A 22,086-nucleotide genomic window follows, 5' to 3' on the forward strand; every position below is an offset into this window, starting at 1 on the left:
ACCCGGACAGAGTGCCGGACACGCGCCGCCCGGCACAGCACCCGGACGACGCGTCACATCACAACAGGGCAAACATTCCCTGCTACGGCACTAGAGTCCGAACAGGCCCGGATCCGTGGCGAGTTCCTTGAAGTAGCCCTGCGGGTTCTCGACCATCCGGCGCTTCTCCAGGTCCAACAGGCCGCCGACCGAGGTGAGTTCGGCCGAGACCGTGCCGTCCGCCTTGAGGACGGTCTGCTGGATCCGGAACGTCTTCCCGCTGCCCCACTCGAAGACGCAGGTGACGTCGACCTCGTCCCCGGCGAGGAGTTCACGCCGGTACCGGATGGTCGTCTCCAGGGCGACCGGGCCCACGCCCTTGCCGATCAGCCCGGCCTGGGTGATGCCGGCCGCTTGCAGCAGCGCCCAGCGAGCGTGTTCCGCGTAGTTGATGTACACGCTCTGGTTGAGGTGTCCCTGCACGTCGGTTTCGTATCCGCGGACGGTGACCCGGACGGAAAACGGCTCGCTCACTGTTTCCCCTTCACATCGACAGGCATCGATCTTGGCATGCCTTCTACACGCGGCGGGGGGAAGCCAGCAGATAGCGCTTCCTGGTCCGGCGATCGGTGTGCTCGCCGACCTGCCACCCCGCCCCCTCCAGTGTCGCCGCGCAGGCGGCCAGCGTCGCGCCGTCCGGCCCGTGCACGGCCACCGCTTCCGGCTGCGGGGTCGACCGCACGCGGTAGCCGTCCGTGCCCGTCGGCCCGGCGGGAGGGTGTCCGGCCGCCTCCAGGGCGAGCGCGGCGGCCCGCACGAGATGCGTGCGCTCCCAGTCGCAGGGCCGGTCCCTGCTGCCGTCCCGGTTGGTCATCCGGCGCAGCTCCAGCAGCCCCTGCCAGGCGCTGTGCACCTCGCGGACGCGGGCGGGACCGGCCGCCGACGCGTCCTCCTCACCGCCGATCCGCGCGGCGAAACCGCCGGTCTCCGCCGGCTTCGGCGACTCCCGCTCCGGGGACCCCGGCCCCAGGGACCCCGGCCCCAGGGACTCCGGCCCCGGGGACTCCGGCTCGGGACCGCGATCGTCCTCCCGCAGCCGATGCCCCGCCGGGGTCAGGAAGTGATCGTGCGGCGGGCGCGGGTGCCGGAACGCCAGCCCTCGCTTCACCAGCGCCGTGAGCTGCGCCTCCGTGCCCCGGAGCCGGCCCGTGACCGGTTCGGCGGCCTCGATCAGCCGCCGTTGCGCGGCGGACGGCGGTCGTGTCACGGCGAGCCCCCTCCCACTGCTGTACCCCACTGCCGTCCCCGGCGTCCGGGACCGACGGGACGACGGACAAGACGAACAAGACGGAGCGGACAGAGCAGGCAGAGCAGACAGAGCAATGGAACAGACGGATTGGATGGAACCGACGGAACAGCCAGTATCGCCGAGACGTCGGGTAGCTTTCCGCCGTGACAGCCGACGCCCGCAGCTTCAAGCAGCGCGAGGTCCCCCGGTCCGAAGTCCTCGCCGCCGTCGGCCGGTTCCGGGACGGCCACAAGATCAAGCACGTGACCGCCGCGCTCGACGAGATCGAGGACTACGAGGCCGACATCTGGCTGACCGACGGCGACCTGCACGTCCACGGCGACCTCGACCTGTACCGGGAGCGCGCCCACCTGCTGGTCGTGCTCGGCGACCTGGTGGTCGACGGCGGTTACGCCGACTACGACGACCCCGAGTCGTACCTGCTGGTCACGGGTGACATGAAGGCCCGGGACGTGGTGACCGCCGGCTGGCTGGAGGTCCACGGAGAGCTCCGCTCCGACCGGCTGATCGGCGACTACAACGACTGCGCCGCGTACATCGGCGGGGATGTGCGCACCGGCCTCTTCTACGGCGAGGAGCACCACTTCACCGTCGGCGGCGCGCTCACCGCCGATGCGGTGATCGGCCGGCCGCGGCTGGAGATCGCGCGGCAGCCCGTCGGGCTGGAGATGGACGATCCGCGTCTCCTGGAGCACCTCGACCGCGACCTGCTCCGCGTGTACGACGACACGGACGCGGACGGTCGCACGGTCACCTGCGTGGACGGCATCCGGGACTTCCGCGAGGTGAAACGCCGCGTCAGGGCAGGGCGCCCGCTCCGCGGCCCCGAGTAGCGCGCGAGTCTACGCCCCGGCTCCGACATTCCACCCGGAGATCACCGGCCGCCCGTGCTCCGTGCCCAGCCTGCTCAGCCTGCCCGTCGCGAGCTGGAACAGCGCCCCCGCCGAGGGGGCGAGCCCCAGGTAGCGCGCGGTCAGCACCCGCAGGACATGCCCGTGCGCCACGAGCACCACGTCACCGTCGGTGTCGGCGCCGGTGCCGACCCTGGCCAGGATCCGGTCGGCCCGCGCCCCGACCTGCTCGGCCGTCTCCCCGGGGTGGTCGGGCGGTCCCGGCGGGACCCCGTCGTCGAACAGGAACCAGCGGGGGCGCGTCCGCTGGATCTCGGCGGTCGTGACGCCCTCGTACGCGCCGTAGTCCCACTCGCGCAGATCGGCGTCGACGTGCGGCTCGCGCAGCCCGATCAGCTCGGCGGTCTCCCGCGCCCGCCGCAGCGGGCTGACGAACGCGGCGCCGACCCGGAGCCCCCGGAGCAGCGGCGCGAGCTGTTCCGCTTCCTTGCGTCCGTTCTCGGTCAGCGGGAGGTCCGTCCAGCCGGTGTGCCGCCCGGACCGCGACCACTCGGTCTCACCGTGCCGGACGAGAAGAAGATCATTCACGTTTTTCAGCGTACGACAGGACGGCCGACCCCTCCTACGCTCCGGCGACTACTGCCGGTACCCGCTGAGGAACCGCCCGATCCGGCCGATCGCGGTCTCCAGGTCGTCCGCGTGGGGGAGGGTGAGGATGCGGAAGTGGTCGGTGGTGGGCCAGTTGAAGCCGGTGCCCTGGACGACCTGGATCTTCTCCTGCAACAACAGGTCCAGGACGAACTTCTCGTCGTCGTGGATCGGATGCACCTTGGGGTCGATGCGCGGAAACGCGTACAGCGCGCCCTTGGGCTTCACGCAGGAGACGCCCGGGATCTCGTTGAGCTTCTCCCAGGCCACCTCGCGCTGGTCGTAGAGTCTGCCGCCCGGCACGGTCAGCTCGTGGATGGACTGGCGGCCGCCCAGCGCGGCCTGGATGGCGTACTGGGCGGGCGCGTTCGCGCACAGGCGCATGGAGGCCAGCATGGTGAGGCCCTCCAGGTAGTCCTTGGCGTGCTGCTTGGGACCGGTCACTACCAGCCAGCCCGAACGGAAACCCGCTACCCGGTACGTCTTCGACAGGCCGCAGAAGGTCAGGACGACCAGGTCGGGGGCGAGCGCGGCGGCCGAGTGGTGGACGGCGTCGTCGTAGAGGATCTGGTCGTAGATCTCGTCGGCGAAGACCATCAGGCCGTGCCGGCGGGCGAGGTCGAGGATGCCCTCGATGATCTCCTTGGGGTAGACCGCGCCGGTGGGGTTGTTCGGATTGATGATCACAACCGCTTTCGTACGGTCCGTGATCTTCGACGCCATGTCGGACAGGTCCGGGTACCAGTCGGCCTGCTCGTCGCAGAGGTAGTGCACCGCCTTGCCCCCGGCGAGCGTGGTGACCGCCGTCCACAGGGGGAAGTCCGGGGCCGGGATCAGGATCTCGTCGCCGTCCTCGATCAGCGCCTGGACGGCCATCGACACCAGCTCCGACACGCCGTTGCCGAGGAAGACGTCGTCCACGCCCACCTCCAGGCCCCGCTCCTGGTAGCGCTGGGCCACGGCGCGGCGGGCCGAGAGGATGCCGCGCGAGTCCGTGTAACCGTGTGCCTGCGGCAGCATCCGGATCATGTCCTGGAGGATCTCCTCCGGCGCCTCGAAGCCGAACGCCGCGGGGTTGCCGGTGTTCAGGCGCAGGACGCTGTGGCCCGCCGCCTCCAACGCGTTGGCGTGCTCGATCACCGGGCCGCGGATCTCGTAACAGACCTCGCTCAGCTTGTTCGACTGCCGGAACTCCATGCGCGCTCGCCCCTCCGGTTGGTGTGTTGCTTGGTTTTACCAAGTTCCAGCTTGGAAAGTCCAACGACATGTCTAGACTGCGTGCCATGTCACCTCGCCGAAGCTACGACCAGTACTGTTCCGCCGCCCGCGCGCTCGACACCGTCGGCGACCGCTGGACCCTGCTGATCGTCCGGGAGCTGCTCGCCGGCCCGCGCCGCTACACGGACCTGCATGCCGACCTTCCGGGGGTGAGCACGGACGTGCTCGCCTCGCGGCTGAAGGACATGGAGCGGGACGGGCTGACCACCCGACGTAGGCTGCCCCCGCCCGGCGCGGCCTACGTGTACGAACTCACCGCGCGAGGGCAGGAGTTGCTGCCCGTGCTCCAGGCGCTGGGAAAGTGGGGCGAAGCCGAACTCGGCGAGCGGCGGCCCACCGACGCGGTCCGGGCGCACTGGTTCGCGCTGCCCCTGCTGCGCGGGCTGGAGGGCGAGGGGCTCGTCGAAGTCCGCCTGGACGAGGGGGAGTTCCATCTGTTCGTCGGCGCGGACGGCGGCCCGGTATACGGTCACGGACCCGCGCCCGGTGAGCCCGACGCGCGGCTCGTCCTCGACGTGGACACCTGTATGGCCGTCGCCCAGGGGGAGTTGAGCGTTCTCGAAGCGGTGCGCGCCGGGCGGGTCGACGTGAGCGGTGACGGCGCCCTGGCCAAGGCGCTGCGCGAGGCGGAGGACAGCGTTACTGCATGACTGCATGACTGCATGACTGCATGACTGCATGACTGCATGACGCATGACGGCATGACAGAAGGCCCACCGGTGTGTCCTGGTGGGCCTTCTGATGGGACATCGGCTAATGCGTCGGCCGAGGCGGTGTCACGCGCCCGGTGGTACGTGCCTCGGGCGGCCCGTTCCGCGCGTCAGCGTGTAGCCGCCGATGCCGGCCAGCGCGGCCAGCACCGCGCCGAGCGAGGTCCACACCCAGCGGTCGGACCACCAGCCGGACGCCCAGCCGTCGTCCGGCTCGATGCTCGACAGCACGGCCGAGGCCGACGAGTCGTCCTCGGCCTCCGCCGCGTCGGACGTGACCGCGATGCCCGGAACCAGGGGCTTCGCCAGCGAACCGTCGACGGCCGCGGAGCCCCCGATGTCCTTGGAGTCCACCCGCAGTTCGGCGCCGACCGGGAGGCCCAGATCGGACGCCTTGAGGTCGAGGACCGTCAGCCGGACGTAGTAGGTGCCCGGCAGCGGGTCGTCCGCCCACGGCTCCGACCAGGCGCGGACCGTGCGCAGCACGCAGGCCAGTTCGACGGAGGTCGCGGCCGCGGCGGCGGTACGCGTCTGGGCGCCGTACTGGCAGGCCTGCCGGCGCCGCAGGCCGTCGTAGACGTCGACCTGCCAGGTCTGCGCGGTGTGGGTCTGAGGCAGCTTCACCGTCGCCTTGACGGTGGGGCGCTGGCCCGAGTCCGCCGGGAACGACCAGTACAGGTAGTCGCCCGCGGAGCCGTTCGCCGTGGCCGTCTGGCCCTGGTCGATCTCGGTCGCCGTACGGAACGACGTGCCGGCCTCGGTGGGCGCGGAGCCGTCGCCGTCGCCGGACGGGCTCGCGGACGGGGTGGAGTCGGCCGCGGCCGGTGCGACCGCCGGCCCGAGCATCAGCCCGAGGCCCAGCAGCGCGCCGCTCAACACACGTGTGATCCGCATCAGTTGGTCCTCCAGACCGCAACCCGCCAGCGCGACACCCAGCCCCACAGGACACCCGCGAGGAAGCCGACGAGCACCAGGACGCCGAGCAGCCACCAGCCGCGGCCGAGCCCGAAGGAGGCCACGTCGCTCGCCTGGGAGGGGCCGTCGACCACGTCGACGGTGAGTTCGAGCGGCATGCCCGGCGTGGTCTTCACACCGGCAGCCGCCGAATAGGAGTTGGTCACCTGGACGCACACCGTCTCGGCGGGAGCGTCATCGTCGTCGCCCTCCGCCCTCGGGTAGCGCAGACCGGTCGAGATGACGTCGGTACGGCCGTTGCCCGCCGCCTCGCCGCGCACGATCTCCCGGCCGTGCACGGTGACCGCGCGCAGCAGCACCCCGTAGTCGGGGTTCATGGCCCGGTCCGCCGACACGCTGACCGAGGCCCGCAGTTCCTGGCCCGGCTCGACGTCGACCTTGTACCAGCGCTCCTGGCCGAACTCCTCGCGGTCGGTGTACAGACCCGACTTCAGCGTGGGCGCCTTGGCGCAGGAGGCCGCGCCTTCGGTGGCGACCGGAGTCACCACCGGGTCGGCGGCCCGGTCGACCAACTGATTGACGCGGTCGGTGAGTTCGTCGGTGTGCTCCACCGACGTGTAGGTGCCGCCGGTCGCCTCGGCGATGCAGCTGAGCTGCTGACGCATCTTGACGTTGGGCACCAGGCCGAGGGTGTCGATGGTCAGGCCGATGCCCTTGGCCGCGATCTCCCGGGCCACCTCGCACGGGTCGAGCGGGGCACAGGTGTCCTCGCCGTCGCTGATCAGCACGATCCGCTTGGAGCCGGTGCCGCCGTCGAGGTCGTCGGCGGCCTTCAGCAGGGCGGGGCCGATCGGCGTCCAGCCGGTCGGCGACAGGGTCGCCACGGCCGTCTTCGCCTCGGTCCGGTCCAGCGGGCCGACCGGATAGAGCTGTGCGGTGTCCTTGCAGCCCGTCTTCTGGTCGTCGCCCGGGTAGTTGGCGCCCAGGGTGCGGATGCCGAGCAGGACGTTCTCCGGGGTCGCGTCGAGCACCTCGTTGAACGCCTGCTTGGCCGCGGCCATCCGCGTCCCGCCGTCCATGTCCTTGGTCCGCATCGAACCGCTGACGTCGAGGACCAAATTGACCTTGGGCGCGGTGGCGGTGGTCTCGTCGGCTACCGCCCCGGCCGGGAACGCGATCCCGGCCGTCAGCGCGGCGAGCAGGGCGCATACGCCCGCCGCCAGCCGTTGTGTTCTGATCATCGGCGGATCCTATTGATCAGAGGCGTCCCGCCACAAAACGAAGGTCAGCCCACGTCCACGCCCAGCGGGTTGGGCAGCAGCGCCCACCGGTCCCCGGGCACGCCCGGCGACAGCCGCATCAGCGTCAGCGCCTTCGTGGGCAGCGGCTCCTCGCGCAGCGCCCCGAGGTCCGGGGTGGGCGGGAGATCCCGTACGGCCGTCTCCAGGGCCGCCCGCAGGACCCTACGGCTGCCGGCGGTACCGGCGAGCGCGCCCGCCACCAGGGAGCCGAACAGCTTGCGTCGCAGCGCCGTGACGTCGTCGGTGAGGATCCGGGCGGGCAGGTCGTCGGGGAGCGGGATGCCGTGCCGGGCCAGCCGGGCCGGGCTGACCCGGATGTCGGCCAGGTCGCGGTAGACCAGCCGCAGCGGGGCCCCCGACGCCGACAGCACCACCAGCAGGTTCTGCCCGTGCGCCTCCAACGCCACGCCCAGCTCCAGCAGTCGCAGCCCGACGGTGAGCGCCAGACGCGCGAACTGCGCCAACCAGGCCGGGGAGCCGGGCAGTTCGGTGCCGGCGAGAGCGGCCACCGGGACGACGCGCTCGCCCGGCGCGCCGTAGGCGGCCGGCGACTCGCGCAACACGGCCGCCAGATCGGGGGAGTCGGCGGTCGCCGCGCCCAGGGTGCGGGTCATGTGCAGCAGGCCGTACGCGCGCGGCGTCAACGTCTCCGCGAACTCCGACAGGGCCGCGGACGCCACGATGGAACCGACCGAGATGTCCCGCACCGAGGACGTCAGCCGGGTGCTCAAGGCCGTCTTGACATGCGGACCGTCGACGAGGGCGAGCGTGCGCAGCGACATCAGCGGATGCGCCGGGGCCCCCGCCTCGCAGGAGCGCTTGAGCACGTGCGCCGCCTGCCACGGGTGCACCGGGATCACCAGCCGCGACCCGTCCCGCAGCTGCGACGGCCACTCGCCCGACACCAGGCACTCGTCGGCCGGCACCGGCAGCAGGCCCAGCCGCACCGTCGGCCGGTGCTCGGGCCCGTACGCCAGCTGCTCGGCCACCGTGAAGCCGGGCCGCGAACGGCAGTTGGGGTGGTACGGATGCCCGTCGACGACCCGCTGCTCCCACTCCCAGTCGTGCTCCGGCCACTCCCGCGGGTCCTTCAGCGAGGTGTCGTGGGGGTCCTGCCCGGCCCGTGACAGCGCCAACGAGGCGACACTGTGGGCGAGTTCGACGGACAGGCCCGCGCCGTGCGGCACCGCCAGCTCCGTCATGAGCCGTGCGGGATCGTCGTACGCCACGTCGTCGAGCCGCACCTCCGTCACATAGGAGGCGGTCGCGTACGGGTCCGCGCGCGGGCCGTGGAGACGGCGGCCGTCGCCCAGTGTGAGCAGGCTCTCGCCCCCGCGTTCCGTCCGCTGCGCGACCCAGGGCAGCGGTTCATGGACGAGGGCCCGCCACAGCCGGGTCAGCACGGCCGCCCTGGCCCCCGGCAACGCGGCCGCGAACCGGGGACCGAGAGCGGGGCGTACGACGGCCAGTTCTTCGGCCAGCTCGGACTCGGCGCTGGAGGAACGGTGCACGGGTGGGCTCCTGGGGTACGGGTACGACGTCACGGAGGGGCCGTGACGACGGCGATACTGATCGTCTCCGCTCAGAAGAACCGTAGGGAACGAGGAAACCAGTGGATCGCGTGGACCTCATCCCCCCGCCCGCCCAGGCCGTCGCGCCCGCCCAGGCCGTCGCGCCCGCTGAGGCCGAGGCCGACGCCTACGCCGCCGCGCCGCTGCTCAACTGCCTGCTGCGCGAGATCGGCGAAGAGCTGCCCCCGATGCCCGCAGACGCCCGGCCCGCCGGCGCCGACCGGCGGCTCGTCTACCGGCTGCCCGGCAGCGGCCGGCTGCTGCGCGTGCGCGGGGCCCGGCGGCCGGCCGAGCCCGAGGTGGCCGCGGCGGGCGCCTGGCGCCGCCTCGGCCACGAGGAACTCGTCGAGCTGGTCGCCGAGGAGCTGCGCCGGCACACCGGGCTGCCCAACCACGAGCTGCCCGCCGAGATGATCGACAGCAGGGACGCGGTGGCCGCGCTGCTCGGCGCACGCGCGTGTGCCGCCCCGCCCGCCGACCCCTACCGGCGCTCCGAACAGTGCCTGCTCACCGGCCACCCCCACCACCCCGCCCCCAAGGCGCGCGGCGGCGGCCCGCCCGCCCGCTGGCTGCCCTACGCCCCGGAGGCGTACGCCCGCTTCCCGCTCGTCCTGCTGGGCGTGCGCGAGGACACCGTCGTCGAGGAGGGCGACACCTCGGCGCTGGACGCCCTCGGCGCGGCCCCGCCCGGCTACCGGCTGCTGCCCGCCCACCCCTGGCAGCTCGACCTCGTCGACCTCACGCAGGCCTTCGCCGACGGCCGTCTGGTCCGGCTCGGCACGACCGACTTCGAGGCCTGGCCGACGGCCGCCGTGCGCACGCTGTACGCGCCCGAGCGGGACCTGTGTCTGAAGTTCAGCCTCGACGTCCGCATCACCAACGACATCCGCCGGCTGTGGCGGCACGACCTGCTGGCCCTGCGCCGCACCGACGCGGCGGCCGTCCGCGCCTTCGAGGCGATCGGCGGCCCGGCGGCCTGGCTGAGCGACCGCGGCTACCGCACCGCCGACTTCGCCTTCGAGGAGCTCGCCGTCCTGGTCCGCGACGGACTGGACGGCCGTCTGCTGCCCGGCGCGACCCCGCTGCTCGCCGCGGGCCTGGTGGAGGGCTTCGAGGGCAGCCCGCTCGCCGCGGCGCAGGACCCGGCGGCCTGGTGGGAGGCCTACCTGGCCGTCGTCGTCCCGCCGGCGCTGGCGGCCTTCGCCGACCACGGCGTCGTCCTGGAGGCGCATCTGCAGAACACGCTGGTCGCCGTCGACGCCGACGGCACCCCCGTGCAGGCCCTGTACCGGGACGCCGAGGGCGTGAAGCTGCTGGCGGACGTGGAGCGGGCGGCCGGCTGGGAGCGGCTGGTGTACTGCCTGGTCGTGAACCACCTGTGCGAGATCGCCGCGGCCCTCGCCGAGCGGTGTCCCGGCCTCGACCCCTGGCCCGCCGTGCGCCGCGAACTGGCCCGCCACGACCTCCCCGAGGCGGCGGCCCTGCTGACCTCGCCCACGCTGCCCGGCAAGACCAACCTGCTGCTGCGCTGGACGGGCGCGGACGGCGCCGACGCCCGCTACCTGCCGCTGCCGAACCCGCTGGTCGGGTGACGGCTGGCTTACCCTGGCCGGTGTGCTGCGCCATGTGACTGCTGTTCGATACGTGAACCCGCTGAGGTCGGGCGGGTCGGTGCCCGCCGTCGTCGAGGCCGACGACCTGGGGACGTACGTCGTCAAGTTCACCGGGTCCGCGCAGGGCCGCAAGGCGCTGGTGGCCGAGGTGATCGTCGGCGAGCTGGCGCGTGCCCTCGGGCTGCGCTTCCCCGAGCTGGTCCTGGTGCACTTCGACCCGGCGATCGCCGACGGCGAGCCCCACCAGGAGGTACGGGAACTCCACGGCGCCAGCGCGGGCCTCAACCTCGGCATGGACCACCTGCCGGGCGCGCGCGACTTCACCCCCGAGGCCGCGAAGACGTTCCCGGTCGACGCGCTGGAGGCGGGCCGGATCGTCTGGCTCGACGCGCTGACCGTGAACGTCGACCGCACGGTCCACAGCTCGAACCTGATGATCTGGCCGACGCTCGGGATCGCACCCCCACGCCTCTGGCTGATCGACCACGGCGCCGCGCTGGTCTTCCACCACCGCTGGGACGGCTCGGACCCCACGAAGCGGTACGACTTCCGGCAGCACGCCCTCGGCCACTACGCCCCGGACGTACGCGCGGCGGACGCGGAACTGGCGCCGAAGGTGACCCGGGAGCTGCTGACGGACATCGCCGCCGAGGTCCCGGACGCCTGGCTGGCCGGAGAGGAGGGTTTCGCGACGCCGGACGACATCCGGGCGGCGTACGTGGACTACCTCCACGCGCGCGTGCGGGCCTCCGCGGCCTGGCTCCCCACCGACTTCCCCACCCGGGAGGAACTCGCCGCCGAGGATGCCCTCAGGGCGGCGCGTACCCAGCAAGGCCGCCCGAAATGGCTGAAGCGGGTCCCCGACCTGCACGGCAAGCCGGCGGCGGAACAGGATTGGTCGGTGCACCTCGGATGAGCCCCGTCGTACAGATCGAGTACTGCACCCAGTGCCGCTGGCTGCCCCGCGCGGCCTGGCTGGCGCAGGAGCTGCTCACCACCTTCGAGACCGAGCTGACCGAGCTGTCGCTCAAGCCCAGCACCGGCGGCGTCTTCGTCGTCCGGGTCGACGGGGAGGTCGTCTGGGACCGCCGCGAGCAGGGCTTCCCGGAGCCGACGGCGGTCAAGAGGCTGGTACGCGACCGAGTGGCCCCGGGGAAGTCCCTGGGCCACTCGGACAAGCCTGCGCAGGACGACGTCGGCCCTTGAGCCTCGGCCGTTGAGCCTCAGCCCTTGAGCTGCTCGTACGCGGGCAGGGTGAGAAAGTCCGCGTAGTCCTCGTCGAGGGAGACCGTCAGCAGCAGGTCGTGGGCCTGCTGCCAGTGGCCGGAGGCGAAGGCCTCCTCGCCGATCTCCGCGCGGATCGTGGCCAGTTCCTCGGCGGCGACCTTGCGGGCCAGCTCGGGCGTGGCGAGTTCGCCGTTCTCGAACTCGACGCCGGCGTTGATCCACTGCCAGATCTGCGAACGCGAGATCTCGGCGGTGGCCGCGTCCTCCATGAGGTTGAAGATGGCGACCGCGCCGAGGCCGCGGAGCCAGGCCTCGATGTAACGGATGCCCACCTGAACGGCGTTGACCAGACCCGGGTAGGTCGGCACGGCCTTCAGCGAGTCGACGGCGATCAGGTCGGCCGCCTCGACGTGGACGTCGTCGCGGAGCCGGTCCTTCTGGTTCGGCCTGTCGCCGAGGACCTTGTCGAAGGACTCCATGGCGATCGGGACCAGGTCGGGGTGGGCGACCCAGGAGCCGTCGAAGCCGTCGCCCGCCTCACGGTCCTTGTCGGCGCGCACCTTCTCGAAGGCGACCTTGTTGACCTCCGCGTCCCGGCGGGACGGGATGAAGGCCGCCATGCCGCCGATCGCGTGCGCGCCGCGCTTGTGGCAGGTGCGGACGAGGAGTTCGGTGTACGCCCGCATGAACGGGGCCGTCATCGTGACGGCGTTGCGGTCCGGGAGGACGAACTTGGCGCCGCCGTCCCGGAAGTTCTTGACGATGGAGAACAGGTAGTCCCAGCGGCCCGCGTTCAACCCCGAGGCGTGGTCGCGGAGTTCGTAGAGGATCTCCTCCATCTCGTACGCGGCCGTGATCGTCTCGATGAGCACGGTGGCGCGGACGGTGCCCTGCGGGATGCCCACGTAAGTCTGCGCGAAGACGAAGACCTCGTTCCAGAGACGGGCCTCCAGGTGCGACTCCGTCTTCGGGAGGTAGAAGTACGGGCCCTTGCCGAGGTCGAGCAGGCGCTGCGCGTTGTGGAAGAAGTACAGGCCGAAGTCGACGAGGGCGCCCGGGACCTGGGTGCCGTCGGGGGCGACCAGGTGGCGTTCGTTCAGGTGCCAGCCGCGCGGGCGCATGACGACCGTGGCGAGCTCGGCGGCGTCCTTCAGCGCGTACGACTTCCCGGACCGCGGATCGGTGAAGTCGATGTTCCGGGTGTAGGCGTCCGCCAGGTTGAGCTGCCCCAGGACGACGTTCTCCCAGGTCGGCGCCGAGGCGTCCTCGAAGTCCGCGAGCCAGACCCGGGCGCCCGAGTTGAGGGCGTTGACCGTCATCTTGCGGTCGGTCGGGCCGGTGATCTCGACCCGGCGGTCGTCCAGGGCGGCGGGGGAGGGGGCCACCTTCCACGAGTCGTCCGCGCGGATCGCGGCGGTCTCCGGGAGGAAGTCGAGCGTGGAGGTGCGGGCGATCTCGGCGCGGCGCTCCGCCCGGCGGGCGAGAAGCTCGTCACGACGCGGCGTGAACCGCCGGTGCAGCTCGGCCACGAAGGCGAGCGCCGCCTCGGTGAGGACCTCCTCCTGCCTCGGCAGGGGCTCGGCGTCGACGATGGCCAGCGGGGACGGCGCTGGTGCGGACATGAGCGGTCACTTCCTTCAGCGTGCGTGGCACCGGGTGCCCTTCTGATCAATGGATACTAGTTTCCTCATCGTGGAAGTTCAATCGTTTGTTGACGTCAAGATTCTTCCGGGCCCGGGGCAGGGCCGGTGGGGCCGGTGGGACCGGTGAGGCGGGCGAGATCCTCGGGGGTGTCGATGTCGTACGGCTCGGCCACGTCCCCGCACTCCACGAGCGTGACGGTCGCCGCGTGCTCCTTGAGGTAAGCGCGCGCACCCCGGTCCCCGCTCGCGCTCGCCGCGACGCCTGCCCAGTGGGCCGACCCGAACAGCACGGGATGGCCGCGCAGACCCTCGTAGGCCGCCGCCGCGAGCGAGCGCTCGTCCTCGAACGCGGCGAGCACCCGGGCCACGGCCCGCGGCCCGATGCCCGGCTGGTCGACGAGCGAGACCAGCGCCGCCCGCGCCCCCGACCCGGCGAGCGAGCCGAGGCCGACGCGCAGCGAGGCGCCCATGCCCTGCTCCCACTCCGGGTTCTCCACCACCGCGCACCCCTCCAGCCGCGCCCGCTCCCGTACGGCGTCGGCGGCGGCCCCCAGCACCACGTGCACGCGCGTGCAGCCGCCCGCCCGCAGCACGCCCACCGCGTGCTCCACGAGCGGCCGCCCCCGGTGCTCGAGCAGCGCCTTGGGCCGCCCGCCGAGCCGCCGGCCGCCGCCCGCCGCGAGGAGCAGACCGACGACCCGGCCCTCGGTGTCCGCGGCGGCCGGGGCTTCGTATTGCGTCATGCGTCCTGCATACCCGACGTGGGACTGAATTTCCGTCCGCGCAGTGGCGGATCCGGCATCGGGTGGCGTTTACTGACCCGCGCGTCCTTCGGCGCTCGACCGGCGCCATGGGGGACGCGGGGTGGGAACACACGCGCGCGTACTCGCGCGCGCGGGTGCGGGCCAGGGGGGAGTGCTGTGTTGCGAAGCTTGGGGCAGAGGGCGCAGAGGGCAGTGACCGGCAGCGACGAGGATCCGAGAGTGGCGGAACTGCGGACCGCGGTGTCCCGGCTGCGCCGCGAGCTCGCCGCGCACCCGGCCGAGTTCCCGGACCGGGTCATCGCCGAGGACGAACTGGCCGCTCTCGCCGCGATGGCCGCGCACGGCATCCCGGAGATTCCCCGGTTACGCCGGTCGCTGTTGCTGATCGCCGGGGCCATCGGCTCCATGAGCGCCCTGTCCCGCGGACTGTCGGAAGTGCGCAGCGCGGTGGAGCTGTTCGGCGAGTCGCCGCGCCGCTGAGTCGTGGTGGCGGTGCCGAGCGGTGGCCGACGTGGGCTCAGATGTCGCAGGCCAGCTCGTAGGCGCCGCTCTGCATGTCGTCGCACAGGGCTCGGCAGGCGGCGAGCCGCACGGCGAACTCGGGTGAGGCCTGCCAGGCGCGCATCGATTCGACGTCCTGCCAGGCGGCGAAGGATTTGAAGGAGTTGGGGGCCGTGAGGTCGCGGATCAGGCGAGCCCCGATGAAGCCCTCGTTGGACTCTTTGGTCCAGGTGAGGAACTCCCGCCAGCGTTCGATGAATTCGTCGCCCTGGCCCGGCTTGACCTGCCAGTCGCCCGAAGACCAGTACTTGCTGTCCTGAAGCATGGCGCACACCTCGCTTCGCTCGGATTCCCCCGATCTCAGGCTAACCGCCACCTGCCCACGCCGCTCCCGGACAGCCTCCGGGCCACCCGTGCACGCCCTACACCGTCGGACCCGAGCTGCTCAGCGCCTCCGACAGCTCCACCGCCACCTGTTGGAGCACCGGCACGATCCGCTCCGTGGCCGACTCCGTGACGCGGCCCGCCGGGCCGGAGATGGAGATGGCCGCGGCGGTGGGGGAGTCGGGCACCGACACCGCGAGACAGCGGACGCCGATCTCCTGTTCGTTGTCGTCGACCGCGTATCCGGCGCGGCGCACCGCGGCGAGCGCGGCGAGGAAGCCGTCGGCCGTGGTGATCGTCTTCTCGGTGGCGGCGGGCATGCCGGTGCGGCCGAGCAGGGCGCGCACCTCGGCGTCCGGGAAGCCCGCGAGCAGGGCCTTGCCGACGCCCGTGGAGTGCGGCAGGACGCGGCGGCCGACCTCGGTGAACATCCGCATCGAGTGCTTGGACGGCACCTGCGCCACGTACACGATCTCGTCGCCGTCGAGCAGCGCCATGTTCGCCGTCTCGCCGGTCTCCTCGACCAGTCGGGCCAGATAGGGGCGGGCCCAGGTGCCCAGCAGCCGGGCGGAGGACTCGCCGAGCCGGATCAGCCGCGGGCCGAGCGCATAGCGGCGGTTGCTCTGCTGGCGGACGTAGCCGCAGGCCACCAGGGTGCGCATCAGACGGTGGATGGTGGGCAGCGGCAGCCCGCTGCTCGCGGACAGCTCGCTCAGCCCCACCTCGCCGCCCGCGTCAGCCATCCGCTCGAGCAGATCGAAGGCGCGCTCGAGGGACTGGACCCCTCCGCCGGCGGACTTGGCGGAGTCGGTGGTGCTGGCGCTGGACGTCGGCACGGCGCGTTCCTCTCGAAACTGGCGGTTCGCATCTGACGGTTCGAAACTGGCGGGAGGGGCTGAAGCCTACCCGGCGGTCGGTTGACTCCTCGCTGGTGGATAGCTACGTTCTGCTTGTCGGAATACTAATTCCGCCTTGTGGAAACGTCCAGTGTGTCGGAAGCGGGCGTTCCCTGCAGAAGCGCGCCCTTGACGGTGTGCGGACGGGAGTGAAGACTCCTTCAACGGAATGTTGAACAGAGAGGGGTCCGGGTGTCCGACGCTGAAGCTGACCTGGTGCTGCGCTCGACGAGGGTCATCACTGCCGAAGGGACGCGTCCCGCGGCGGTCGCGGTCGCCGCCGGCACGATCACGGCCGTCCTCCCGTACGACGCCCCCGTCCCCGAGGGCGCCCGCCTGGAGGACTTCGGCGACGACGTCCTGCTGCCCGGGCTGGTCGACACCCACGTGCATGTCAACGACCCCGGCCGCACGCACTGGGAGGGCTTCTGGACCGCCACCCGCGCGGCGGCGGCCGGCGGCATCACCACCCTCGTCGACATGCCCCTGAACTCCCTGCCGCCGACGACGACCGTCGACAACCTCCGCGTCAAGCGGGAGGTCGCCGCCGACAAGGCGCACATCGACGTCGGCTTCTGGGGCGGCGCCCTGCCCGACAACGTCAAGGACCTGCGGCCGCTGCACGACGCCGGCGTCTTCGGCTTCAAGGCGTTCCTCTCCCCGTCGGGCGTGGACGAGTTCCCGCACCTCGACAGGGACGCCCTCGCCCGGTCGCTGGCCGAGACAGCCGGCTTCGACGGCCTGCTGATCGTGCACGCCGAGGACCCGCACCACCTGGAGGCGGCCCCGCAGACGGGCGGCCCCAAGTACGCCGACTTCCTCGCCAGCCGCCCGCGCGACGCCGAGGACACGGCGATCGCGGGCCTCATCGCCCAGGCGAAGCGCCTCCACGCGCGTGTGCACGTGCTGCACCTCTCGTCGAGCGACGCGCTGCCGCTGATCGCCGCCGCCAAGGCGGAGGGCGTCCGCATCACGGTGGAGACGTGCCCGCACTACCTGACCCTCACCGCCGAGGAAGTCCCGGACGGCGCCAGCGAGTTCAAGTGCTGCCCGCCCATCCGCGAGTCCGCCAACCAGGACCTGCTGTGGCAGGCGCTGGCGGACGGCACGATCGACTGCGTCGTCACCGACCACTCGCCGTCCACGGCCGACCTGAAGACGGCCGACTTCGCGACCGCGTGGGGCGGCATCTCGGGGCTGCAGCTCAGCCTGGCGGCGGTGTGGACCGAGGCGCGCAGACGCGGCCACGGCCTGGAGGACGTCGTGCGGTGGATGTCCGCCCGGACGGCCGCGCTCGTGGGCCTGTCGCAGAAGGGCGCGATCGAAGCGGGCCGCGACGCCGACTTCGCCGTCCTCGCCCCCGACGAGACCTTCACCGTCGACCCGGCCGCCCTCCAGCACCGCAACCGCGTCACGGCCTACGCCGGCAAGACCCTGTACGGCGTGGTGAAGTCCACCTGGCTGCGCGGCGAACGCATCGTGGCGGACGGCGTGTTCACCGAGCCGAAGGGGCGACTCCTCACCCGCACTCCCTGATGCCCCCACCCGCACCGGCCGACTACCGAAAGGCAGACCTGATCACCGTGACGGCGATACAGAGCTTCACCGGCGACGCGAACCCCTACGGCGGCGGCGACCCGTACGCGGACCACCGCACCGCCGACTTCCCCTTCACGCACCACGCCAACCTCGCCGACCGGCAGCTCGGCGCTGCGGTCATCGCCGCCAACGACGAGTTCTTCGCACAGCGCGAGAACCTGCTGCTGCCGCACCCCGCCGAGTTCGACCCGGAGCACTTCGGGCACAAGGGCAAGATCATGGACGGCTGGGAGACGCGTCGCCGCCGGGGCGCCTCCGCCGACCACCCGTGGCCGACCGCCGAGGACCACGACTGGGCGCTGGTCCGGCTCGGCGCGCCCGGCGTGATCCGGGGCATCGTCGTCGACACGGCCCACTTCCGCGGCAACTACCCGCAGGCCGTGTCCGTCGAGGGCACGTCGGCGCCGGGCTCCCCGTCCCCCGAGGAACTCCTCGGCGACGACGTGAAGTGGACGACGCTCGTCCCGCGCACGCCGGTCGGCGGGCACGCGGCGAACGGTTTCTCCGTGTCGGTGGAGCAGCGCTTCACCCACCTGCGGGTCAACCAGCACCCCGACGGCGGCATCGCGCGCCTGCGCGTGTACGGCGAGGTCGTCCCCGACCCCGAGTGGCTGGCCGTGCTGGGCGCCTTCGACGTCGTCGCCCTGGAGAACGGCGGCCGGGCCGAGGACGCGTCGAACCTCTTCTACTCCCCCGCGTCGAACACCATCCAGCCGGGCCGCTCCCGCAAGATGGACGACGGCTGGGAGACCCGCCGCCGCCGTGACACGGGCCACGACTGGATCCGCTACCGGCTGGCCGCCCAGGCGCAGATCCGCGCGCTGGAGATCGACACCGCGTACCTGAAGGGCAACAGCGCCGGCTGGGCCTCGGTGTCGGTCAAGGACGGCGAGAGCGGCGAGTGGACGGAGATCCTGCCGCGCACCCGGCTCCAGCCCGACACCAACCACCGCTTCGTCCTGCCGACCCCGGCCGTCGGCACGCACGCGCGCGTGGACATCTACCCCGACGGCGGCATCTCCCGCCTGCGCCTGTTCGGCTCCCTCACGGACGCGGGCACCGCGGAGCTGACCGCCCGCCACCAGGAACTGGGCGGCTGACCAGGCCTGCGCCCGCGTGAACACCCCCGTGGGGACCGGGTGTTCACGGGGCGGACGGGCGAGCGGTACTACCGCACCACCCGCCGACGAGGCCGCCGACGGAGGTCCTGCACCGTCCTCACGCGGCGTGTCCGCCGTCCACGGCGAACTCGGCGCCCGTGACGTAGCCGGCCGTCGCGAGGTGCGCGACCGTCGCGGCCACCTCCTCCGCACGGCCGAAGCGGCCCAGCGCGGTCATCGTCGCCTGGGCGGCCGCGTACGGGCCGGCCGCCGGGTTCATGTCCGTGTCGATCGGGCCCGGGTGGACGAGGTTGGCCGTGATGCCGCGCGGGCCCAGCTCCCGCGCCAGCGCCTTGGTCAGCCCTGCCAGGGCCGACTTGCTCATCGCGTAGAGCGTGCCGCCGGGGCCGGGCACCCGCTGTGTCATGCAGCTGCCGATCGTGATGATCCGGCCGCCGCCCGTCATCCGCGCGGCGGCCGTCTGCGAGGCCAGGAACACCCCGCGCACGTTCACCGCCAGCACCCGGTCGACCTCGGAGAGGCCGAGCTGGTCCAGCGGGCCGAGGACGCCGACGCCCGCGTTGTTCACCAGCACGTCGAGACCGCCCAGCGCCTCCGCCGCCCGGTCCACCGCCCCGGCGGCCTCCGCGGGGTCCGCAGAGTCCGCGCGCAGGGCCACCGCCCGCCGTCCCAGGGCCGTCACGGCCCGTACGACGTCGTCGGCCGCCTCCTTGCCGTTCCGGTACGTCACCGCCACGTCCGCGCCCTCCCGGGCGAGCCGCAGGGCCGTCGCGGCCCCGATCCCGCGACTGCCGCCGGTGACGAGGGCCGCCTTGCCGTGCAGAGTTCCGTGCGTCGTGGTCATTTTGTAGGTCGTCGTCATGCCTCCATCCCAGCCGCCGGGGCCCGGCGGCGCTGGCGGCCGACGGACATCGACATCGCCCCGGCCGGTCGCGGGGGCGGGACCGATGAGTTGCGGGTGCCGGTGGGGTCTGAGGTGATGAGAGACGGACCCACTCCAGAAAGCAGGCACTCGTCATGGGCAAGCTGGTCCACACCGTCTTCGTCACCCTCGACGGCGTCCACCAGGCTCCCGGCGGCCCCGAGGAGGACACCCGCGGCGGCTTCGCGCACGGCGGCTGGAGCTTCCCGTACGGCGACGAGGACTTCGCAGCGTTCATGACCGGAGTCTTCGGCGGCGTCGGCGCGTTCCTCCTCGGCCGCCGGACGTACGACATCTTCGCGGGGTACTGGCCGAAGGTCACCGACCCGGCCGACCCGATCGCGGGCAAGTTGAACGCGCTGCCGAAGCACGTCGTCTCCAGGACCCTCGTCGACCCCGCCTGGGAGGGCAGCGCCGTGGTCCGCGGCGACGACCTCGCCAAGGAGGTCACCGCTCTCAAGGAGAGCACCGACGGCGAGCTCCAGGTCCACGGCAGCGGCGCGCTGGCCCGCTCGCTGTTCGCGCAGGACCTCGTGGACACCCTTCACCTGCTGACGTTCCCCGTCGTGCTCGGCTCGGGCCTGCGTCTGTTCGCCGAGGGCTGCCCGCCCACGGCGTTCCGGCACACCGGCGGCCTGATCACCGCCGCGGGCGTCTCCGTCCAGACCTACGACCTCGAAGGCAGGCCCCGCTACGGCTCGTACGAACTCCCGGACAAGGGGTAGCCGCAGGTCGACCGCCCAGCGTCATCCCGCGTAGCCCGCTTCAGGCGACGTGGACCTGATCGCGGGCATCCCGCCACGCCCGGGTGGCCCAGTACAGATCGTCGGGGTCCTCGATGAGTTCCAGATAGAGGCCGAGCTCGGCATAGGTGTCGAGGAAGGCGACTCGGACACTGCCGAACCGGCCGGACATCGCCACGTCGAAGCCGTCGCGCCGGGCCGCGGCCAGCGAAGCGTGGAGGTCGGCGACGAGATACCCGAAGTGGTGTGGTCCGGCACCGTGTTCTGCGAAGAACTCGTGCTGGATGCTGGTACCCGCCAACGGCTGCATCAGCTCGATCTGCATGTTGCCGCTGCGGGCGTAACCAAGCGCGAGCCCGCCCGGGACGGTCTCGCCGCGCAGGGTCCACTTCTGTTCCATCCGGAACTCGGTGAACTCGCCGCAGCCGAGCGCCGTGCGCATGGCCTCTTCACCGACCTTCAGGTCGGACACCACCCACGCCTGCTGGAACAGGCTCGCGCCCAGGCGGCCCGTCAGCGTTCCGATGCCGGTCTCCGACTTGACGTCCATCGCGGACTCCTCGCTGTGGTCGACCGGTTGGCATGGCCCGCCATCGGTCCGCTAGGCTCAGCACTGAACAGGAGTTCAACACAATGCTCCAAGAGCGTCAAGGAGATGATGACGGTGAGTGGCACACGCCGCAGTACGACCGACAACTCCGAGACGCGCAAGGCACTGCTCGACGTGACCGAGCGCCTGATGCGGGAAGAGGGCTACGCGGCGGTGAGCTCGCGCCGGGTGGGCCGCGAGGCCGGGGTGACACCCGCGTTGGTCCACTACTACTTCGCCACCCTCGACGATCTGTTCCTCGCCGTCTTCCGTCAGGGCGCGGAGAAGAACCTGAGCAGGCACGCCCGGGTGCTCGAATCTCCGCAACCACTGCACGCACTGTGGGAGTTCAGCATCGAGCCTTCGGGAACAGTGCTGCTCACAGAGTTCATGGCGCTGGCCAACCACCGTAAGAGCATCCGGAGCGAGATCGCCGAGTACGCGATGCGGTTCCGCCGGCTGCAGCTGGCACTCCTGGAGAGCCGACGCTGGGGGCAGCCGGAGCCAACCGGGCAGGAGGTGCCGCTGCCCGCTCTGCTGGTCGTCCTCGGCTGCCTGTCCCGGGGTCTGGTGATGGAGGACGAACTCGGCATCACAGAAGGCCACGCCGAGACCCGGGCACTCGTGGAACAACTGCTGTCGCGGTTCGACGACAACAGGGGCGACCGCGCCCCTGAGGCGTGACTCTTCGTACGCACGACTCTTGTCAGGATCACCGGGGCCTTATACGGTCGTTCAGCATGAGTGGTCTTCCAGCATGGTCAGAACCACGCACAGCGATCGTCACAGGCTCCGGCTCCGGCATCGGCCTGGCGACGGGGATGCGGCTCGCAGCCGAAGGGGCCGCAGTCGCCGTATGGGACCTCGACGGCGATTCCGCCAAGGCAGCCGCGGCACAGATCACCGAGGCCGGCGGCACGGCGGTCGGTCTGCCGGTCGACGTCGCCGACCGGGGCCGGATCGACGAGGCCCTCGCCGAAGTCCGCTCGCTCCTCGGGCCCGTGACGATCCTGGTGAACAACGCCGGCATCTCCCCGTTCAAGCGCTTCCTCGACATCTCCGCCGAGGACTTCGCACGTGTCATGGCCGTCAACCTGGCCGGCACCTTCCACTGCTGCCAGGCGGTCGTACCGGACATGATCGGGGCCGGCTGGGGGCGGATCGTGAACATCTCCTCCTCCAGCGCACAGACCGGAAACACCTGGCAGGCGCACTACGCCGCCTCCAAGGCCGGCGTCATCGGGCTCAGCCGGTCGCTGGCCCAGGAACTGGGCCCCAAGGGCATCACGGTCAACATCGTCCCGCCCAGCTTCATCGACACACCCGCCTTGCGTGGCAGCGCGGAAGCCGGATTCCTCGGTTCGGGCGTGGAGTCGCACGTACAGAGCACCCCCGTACGCCGGGTGGGACGTCCGGAGGACATCGCGTCGGCCTGCGCCTACCTGGCGCGTGACGAAGCAGGCTTCATCACCGGCCAGGTCGTCGGCGTGAACGGCGGCCGGGTCATCGTCTGACCTCTCCA

General features: G+C 71.9%; 24 protein-coding genes. 11 read left to right on the forward strand and 13 right to left on the reverse strand.

Annotated elements, in window-relative coordinates; all coding sequences use genetic code 11:
- Positions 1 to 90: 90 nt before the first annotated feature.
- A complete protein-coding gene (locus AB0J04_RS36525; RefSeq protein ID WP_363172908.1) occupies positions 91 to 513 on the reverse strand; it encodes an acyl-CoA thioesterase in 423 nt (140 codons plus the stop codon).
- 43 nt (positions 514 to 556) lie between these two features.
- Positions 557 to 1,246 (reverse strand): hypothetical protein, encoded by a 690-nt coding sequence (locus AB0J04_RS36530; RefSeq protein ID WP_363172909.1) that lies wholly within the window; start codon positions 1,244 to 1,246, stop codon positions 557 to 559.
- Between the two features lie 185 nt (positions 1,247 to 1,431).
- On the opposite strand from AB0J04_RS36530, the gene AB0J04_RS36535 reads away from it, so the two are divergent.
- Entirely contained in the window at positions 1,432 to 2,121 is a 690-nt protein-coding gene (locus AB0J04_RS36535; protein ID WP_363172910.1) for a hypothetical protein, read from the forward strand.
- A gap of 9 nt (positions 2,122 to 2,130) precedes the next feature.
- On the opposite strand, the gene AB0J04_RS36540 is transcribed toward AB0J04_RS36535, so the two are convergent.
- Both AB0J04_RS36540 and AB0J04_RS36545 read right to left on the reverse strand, forming a co-directional pair.
- Positions 2,131 to 2,727: a histidine phosphatase family protein gene (locus AB0J04_RS36540; RefSeq protein ID WP_363172911.1), complete on the reverse strand. Its 597-nt coding sequence runs from the start codon at positions 2,725 to 2,727 to the stop codon at positions 2,131 to 2,133.
- Positions 2,728 to 2,775: 48 nt separating this feature from the next.
- A complete protein-coding gene (locus tag AB0J04_RS36545) occupies positions 2,776 to 3,984 on the reverse strand; it encodes a pyridoxal phosphate-dependent aminotransferase (RefSeq protein ID WP_363172912.1) in 1,209 nt (402 codons plus the stop codon).
- A gap of 86 nt (positions 3,985 to 4,070) precedes the next feature.
- On the opposite strand from AB0J04_RS36545, the gene AB0J04_RS36550 reads away from it, so the two are divergent.
- Positions 4,071 to 4,715, forward strand: a complete 645-nt coding sequence (locus AB0J04_RS36550; protein ID WP_363172913.1) for a winged helix-turn-helix transcriptional regulator — start codon at positions 4,071 to 4,073, stop codon at positions 4,713 to 4,715.
- 126 nt (positions 4,716 to 4,841) lie between these two features.
- Here AB0J04_RS36550 and AB0J04_RS36555 read toward each other — a convergent pair whose 3' ends face one another.
- From AB0J04_RS36555 to AB0J04_RS36565, 3 genes are read right to left on the reverse strand one after another with little or no spacing between them, the layout of a single operon-like run.
- Positions 4,842 to 5,669 carry a hypothetical protein gene (locus AB0J04_RS36555; protein WP_363172914.1) on the reverse strand — a complete coding sequence of 276 codons (828 nt, stop codon included), beginning with the start codon at positions 5,667 to 5,669 and terminating at the stop codon, positions 4,842 to 4,844.
- Complete coding sequence (locus tag AB0J04_RS36560) at positions 5,669 to 6,931, reverse strand: VWA domain-containing protein (protein WP_363172915.1); 1,263 nt, start codon at positions 6,929 to 6,931, stop codon at positions 5,669 to 5,671. The genes AB0J04_RS36555 and AB0J04_RS36560 overlap by 1 nt, the downstream gene beginning before the upstream one ends.
- Before the next feature lie 44 nt (positions 6,932 to 6,975).
- Positions 6,976 to 8,502, reverse strand: a complete 1,527-nt coding sequence (locus tag AB0J04_RS36565; protein ID WP_363172916.1) for an IucA/IucC family protein — start codon at positions 8,500 to 8,502, stop codon at positions 6,976 to 6,978.
- A gap of 119 nt (positions 8,503 to 8,621) precedes the next feature.
- On the opposite strand from AB0J04_RS36565, the gene AB0J04_RS36570 reads away from it, so the two are divergent.
- The 3 genes from AB0J04_RS36570 to AB0J04_RS36580 are packed head-to-tail and all read left to right on the forward strand — an operon-like array spanning position 8,622 to position 11,381.
- Positions 8,622 to 10,154: an IucA/IucC family protein gene (locus AB0J04_RS36570; RefSeq protein WP_363172935.1), complete on the forward strand. Its 1,533-nt coding sequence runs from the start codon at positions 8,622 to 8,624 to the stop codon at positions 10,152 to 10,154.
- A gap of 22 nt (positions 10,155 to 10,176) precedes the next feature.
- Entirely contained in the window at positions 10,177 to 11,091 is a 915-nt protein-coding gene (locus AB0J04_RS36575; protein WP_363172917.1) for a HipA family kinase, read from the forward strand.
- Positions 11,088 to 11,381: a SelT/SelW/SelH family protein gene (locus AB0J04_RS36580; RefSeq protein WP_363172918.1), complete on the forward strand. Its 294-nt coding sequence runs from the start codon at positions 11,088 to 11,090 to the stop codon at positions 11,379 to 11,381. The genes AB0J04_RS36575 and AB0J04_RS36580 overlap by 4 nt, the downstream gene beginning before the upstream one ends.
- Positions 11,382 to 11,398: 17 nt before the next feature.
- On the opposite strand, the gene aceB is transcribed toward AB0J04_RS36580, so the two are convergent.
- Both aceB and AB0J04_RS36590 read right to left on the reverse strand, forming a co-directional pair.
- On the reverse strand, positions 11,399 to 13,024 hold the full coding sequence (gene aceB, locus AB0J04_RS36585) for a malate synthase A (RefSeq protein ID WP_363172919.1): 1,626 nt from the start codon (positions 13,022 to 13,024) through the stop codon (positions 11,399 to 11,401).
- Positions 13,025 to 13,119: 95 nt separating this feature from the next.
- Positions 13,120 to 13,788: a nucleotidyltransferase family protein gene (locus AB0J04_RS36590; RefSeq protein WP_363172920.1), complete on the reverse strand. Its 669-nt coding sequence runs from the start codon at positions 13,786 to 13,788 to the stop codon at positions 13,120 to 13,122.
- A 213-nt stretch (positions 13,789 to 14,001) separates the two neighbouring features.
- Between AB0J04_RS36590 and AB0J04_RS36595 the strand changes: the two genes are divergently transcribed.
- A complete protein-coding gene (locus tag AB0J04_RS36595) occupies positions 14,002 to 14,289 on the forward strand; it encodes a DUF5955 family protein (protein ID WP_363172921.1) in 288 nt (95 codons plus the stop codon).
- Positions 14,290 to 14,326: 37 nt separating this feature from the next.
- On the opposite strand, the gene AB0J04_RS36600 is transcribed toward AB0J04_RS36595, so the two are convergent.
- Together AB0J04_RS36600 and AB0J04_RS36605 are read right to left on the reverse strand one after the other, a co-directional pair.
- Positions 14,327 to 14,635 (reverse strand): antibiotic biosynthesis monooxygenase family protein, encoded by a 309-nt coding sequence (locus AB0J04_RS36600; RefSeq protein WP_363172922.1) that lies wholly within the window; start codon positions 14,633 to 14,635, stop codon positions 14,327 to 14,329.
- Positions 14,636 to 14,732: 97 nt separating this feature from the next.
- Positions 14,733 to 15,530, reverse strand: coding sequence for an IclR family transcriptional regulator (locus tag AB0J04_RS36605; RefSeq protein ID WP_363172923.1), 798 nt, complete (start codon positions 15,528 to 15,530; stop codon positions 14,733 to 14,735).
- Positions 15,531 to 15,782: 252 nt separating this feature from the next.
- On the opposite strand from AB0J04_RS36605, the gene allB reads away from it, so the two are divergent.
- On the forward strand, positions 15,783 to 17,126 hold the full coding sequence (allB, locus tag AB0J04_RS36610; RefSeq protein WP_363172924.1) for an allantoinase AllB: 1,344 nt from the start codon (positions 15,783 to 15,785) through the stop codon (positions 17,124 to 17,126).
- Between the two features lie 47 nt (positions 17,127 to 17,173).
- Positions 17,174 to 18,289, forward strand: coding sequence for an allantoicase (gene alc, locus AB0J04_RS36615; protein ID WP_363172936.1), 1,116 nt, complete (start codon positions 17,174 to 17,176; stop codon positions 18,287 to 18,289).
- 118 nt (positions 18,290 to 18,407) lie between these two features.
- On the opposite strand, the gene AB0J04_RS36620 is transcribed toward alc, so the two are convergent.
- Positions 18,408 to 19,154: an SDR family oxidoreductase gene (locus AB0J04_RS36620; protein ID WP_363172937.1), complete on the reverse strand. Its 747-nt coding sequence runs from the start codon at positions 19,152 to 19,154 to the stop codon at positions 18,408 to 18,410.
- A 173-nt stretch (positions 19,155 to 19,327) separates the two neighbouring features.
- Here AB0J04_RS36620 and AB0J04_RS36625 point away from each other — a divergent pair, with 173 nt between their 5' ends.
- Positions 19,328 to 19,957, forward strand: coding sequence for a dihydrofolate reductase family protein (locus AB0J04_RS36625; protein ID WP_363172925.1), 630 nt, complete (start codon positions 19,328 to 19,330; stop codon positions 19,955 to 19,957).
- Positions 19,958 to 19,997: 40 nt separating this feature from the next.
- Here AB0J04_RS36625 and AB0J04_RS36630 read toward each other — a convergent pair whose 3' ends face one another.
- Positions 19,998 to 20,525, reverse strand: coding sequence for a VOC family protein (locus AB0J04_RS36630; protein WP_363172926.1), 528 nt, complete (start codon positions 20,523 to 20,525; stop codon positions 19,998 to 20,000).
- A gap of 114 nt (positions 20,526 to 20,639) precedes the next feature.
- On the opposite strand from AB0J04_RS36630, the gene AB0J04_RS36635 reads away from it, so the two are divergent.
- Positions 20,640 to 21,248, forward strand: a complete 609-nt coding sequence (locus AB0J04_RS36635) for a TetR/AcrR family transcriptional regulator (RefSeq protein ID WP_363172927.1) — start codon at positions 20,640 to 20,642, stop codon at positions 21,246 to 21,248.
- A gap of 56 nt (positions 21,249 to 21,304) precedes the next feature.
- Positions 21,305 to 22,078, forward strand: coding sequence for an SDR family NAD(P)-dependent oxidoreductase (locus AB0J04_RS36640; protein WP_363172928.1), 774 nt, complete (start codon positions 21,305 to 21,307; stop codon positions 22,076 to 22,078).
- The last annotated feature ends 8 nt before the right edge of the window (positions 22,079 to 22,086 follow it).

This window comes from Streptomyces sp. NPDC050263 (assembly GCF_040655955.1).
Classification (GTDB): domain Bacteria; phylum Actinomycetota; class Actinomycetes; order Streptomycetales; family Streptomycetaceae; genus Streptomyces.

Excerpts from the sequence above, each read along its gene's own strand:
- AB0J04_RS36560 (WP_363172915.1), bottom strand. The coding sequence starts at position 6,931 with ATGATCAGAACACAACGGCTGGCGGCGGGCGTATGCGCCCTGCTCGCC.
- aceB (WP_363172919.1), bottom strand. The coding sequence starts at position 13,024 with ATGTCCGCACCAGCGCCGTCCCCGCTGGCCATCGTCGACGCCGAGCCC.
- AB0J04_RS36550 (WP_363172913.1), top strand. The coding sequence starts at position 4,071 with ATGTCACCTCGCCGAAGCTACGACCAGTACTGTTCCGCCGCCCGCGCG.
- AB0J04_RS36545 (WP_363172912.1), bottom strand. The coding sequence starts at position 3,984 with ATGGAGTTCCGGCAGTCGAACAAGCTGAGCGAGGTCTGTTACGAGATC.
- AB0J04_RS36620 (WP_363172937.1), bottom strand. The coding sequence starts at position 19,154 with ATGACCACGACGCACGGAACTCTGCACGGCAAGGCGGCCCTCGTCACC.
- AB0J04_RS36555 (WP_363172914.1), bottom strand. The coding sequence starts at position 5,669 with ATGCGGATCACACGTGTGTTGAGCGGCGCGCTGCTGGGCCTCGGGCTG.
- AB0J04_RS36590 (WP_363172920.1), bottom strand. The coding sequence starts at position 13,788 with ATGACGCAATACGAAGCCCCGGCCGCCGCGGACACCGAGGGCCGGGTC.
- AB0J04_RS36625 (WP_363172925.1), top strand. The coding sequence starts at position 19,328 with ATGGGCAAGCTGGTCCACACCGTCTTCGTCACCCTCGACGGCGTCCAC.
- AB0J04_RS36580 (WP_363172918.1), top strand. The coding sequence starts at position 11,088 with ATGAGCCCCGTCGTACAGATCGAGTACTGCACCCAGTGCCGCTGGCTG.
- AB0J04_RS36630 (WP_363172926.1), bottom strand. The coding sequence starts at position 20,525 with ATGGACGTCAAGTCGGAGACCGGCATCGGAACGCTGACGGGCCGCCTG.
- AB0J04_RS36600 (WP_363172922.1), bottom strand. The coding sequence starts at position 14,635 with ATGCTTCAGGACAGCAAGTACTGGTCTTCGGGCGACTGGCAGGTCAAG.
- AB0J04_RS36640 (WP_363172928.1), top strand. The coding sequence starts at position 21,305 with ATGAGTGGTCTTCCAGCATGGTCAGAACCACGCACAGCGATCGTCACA.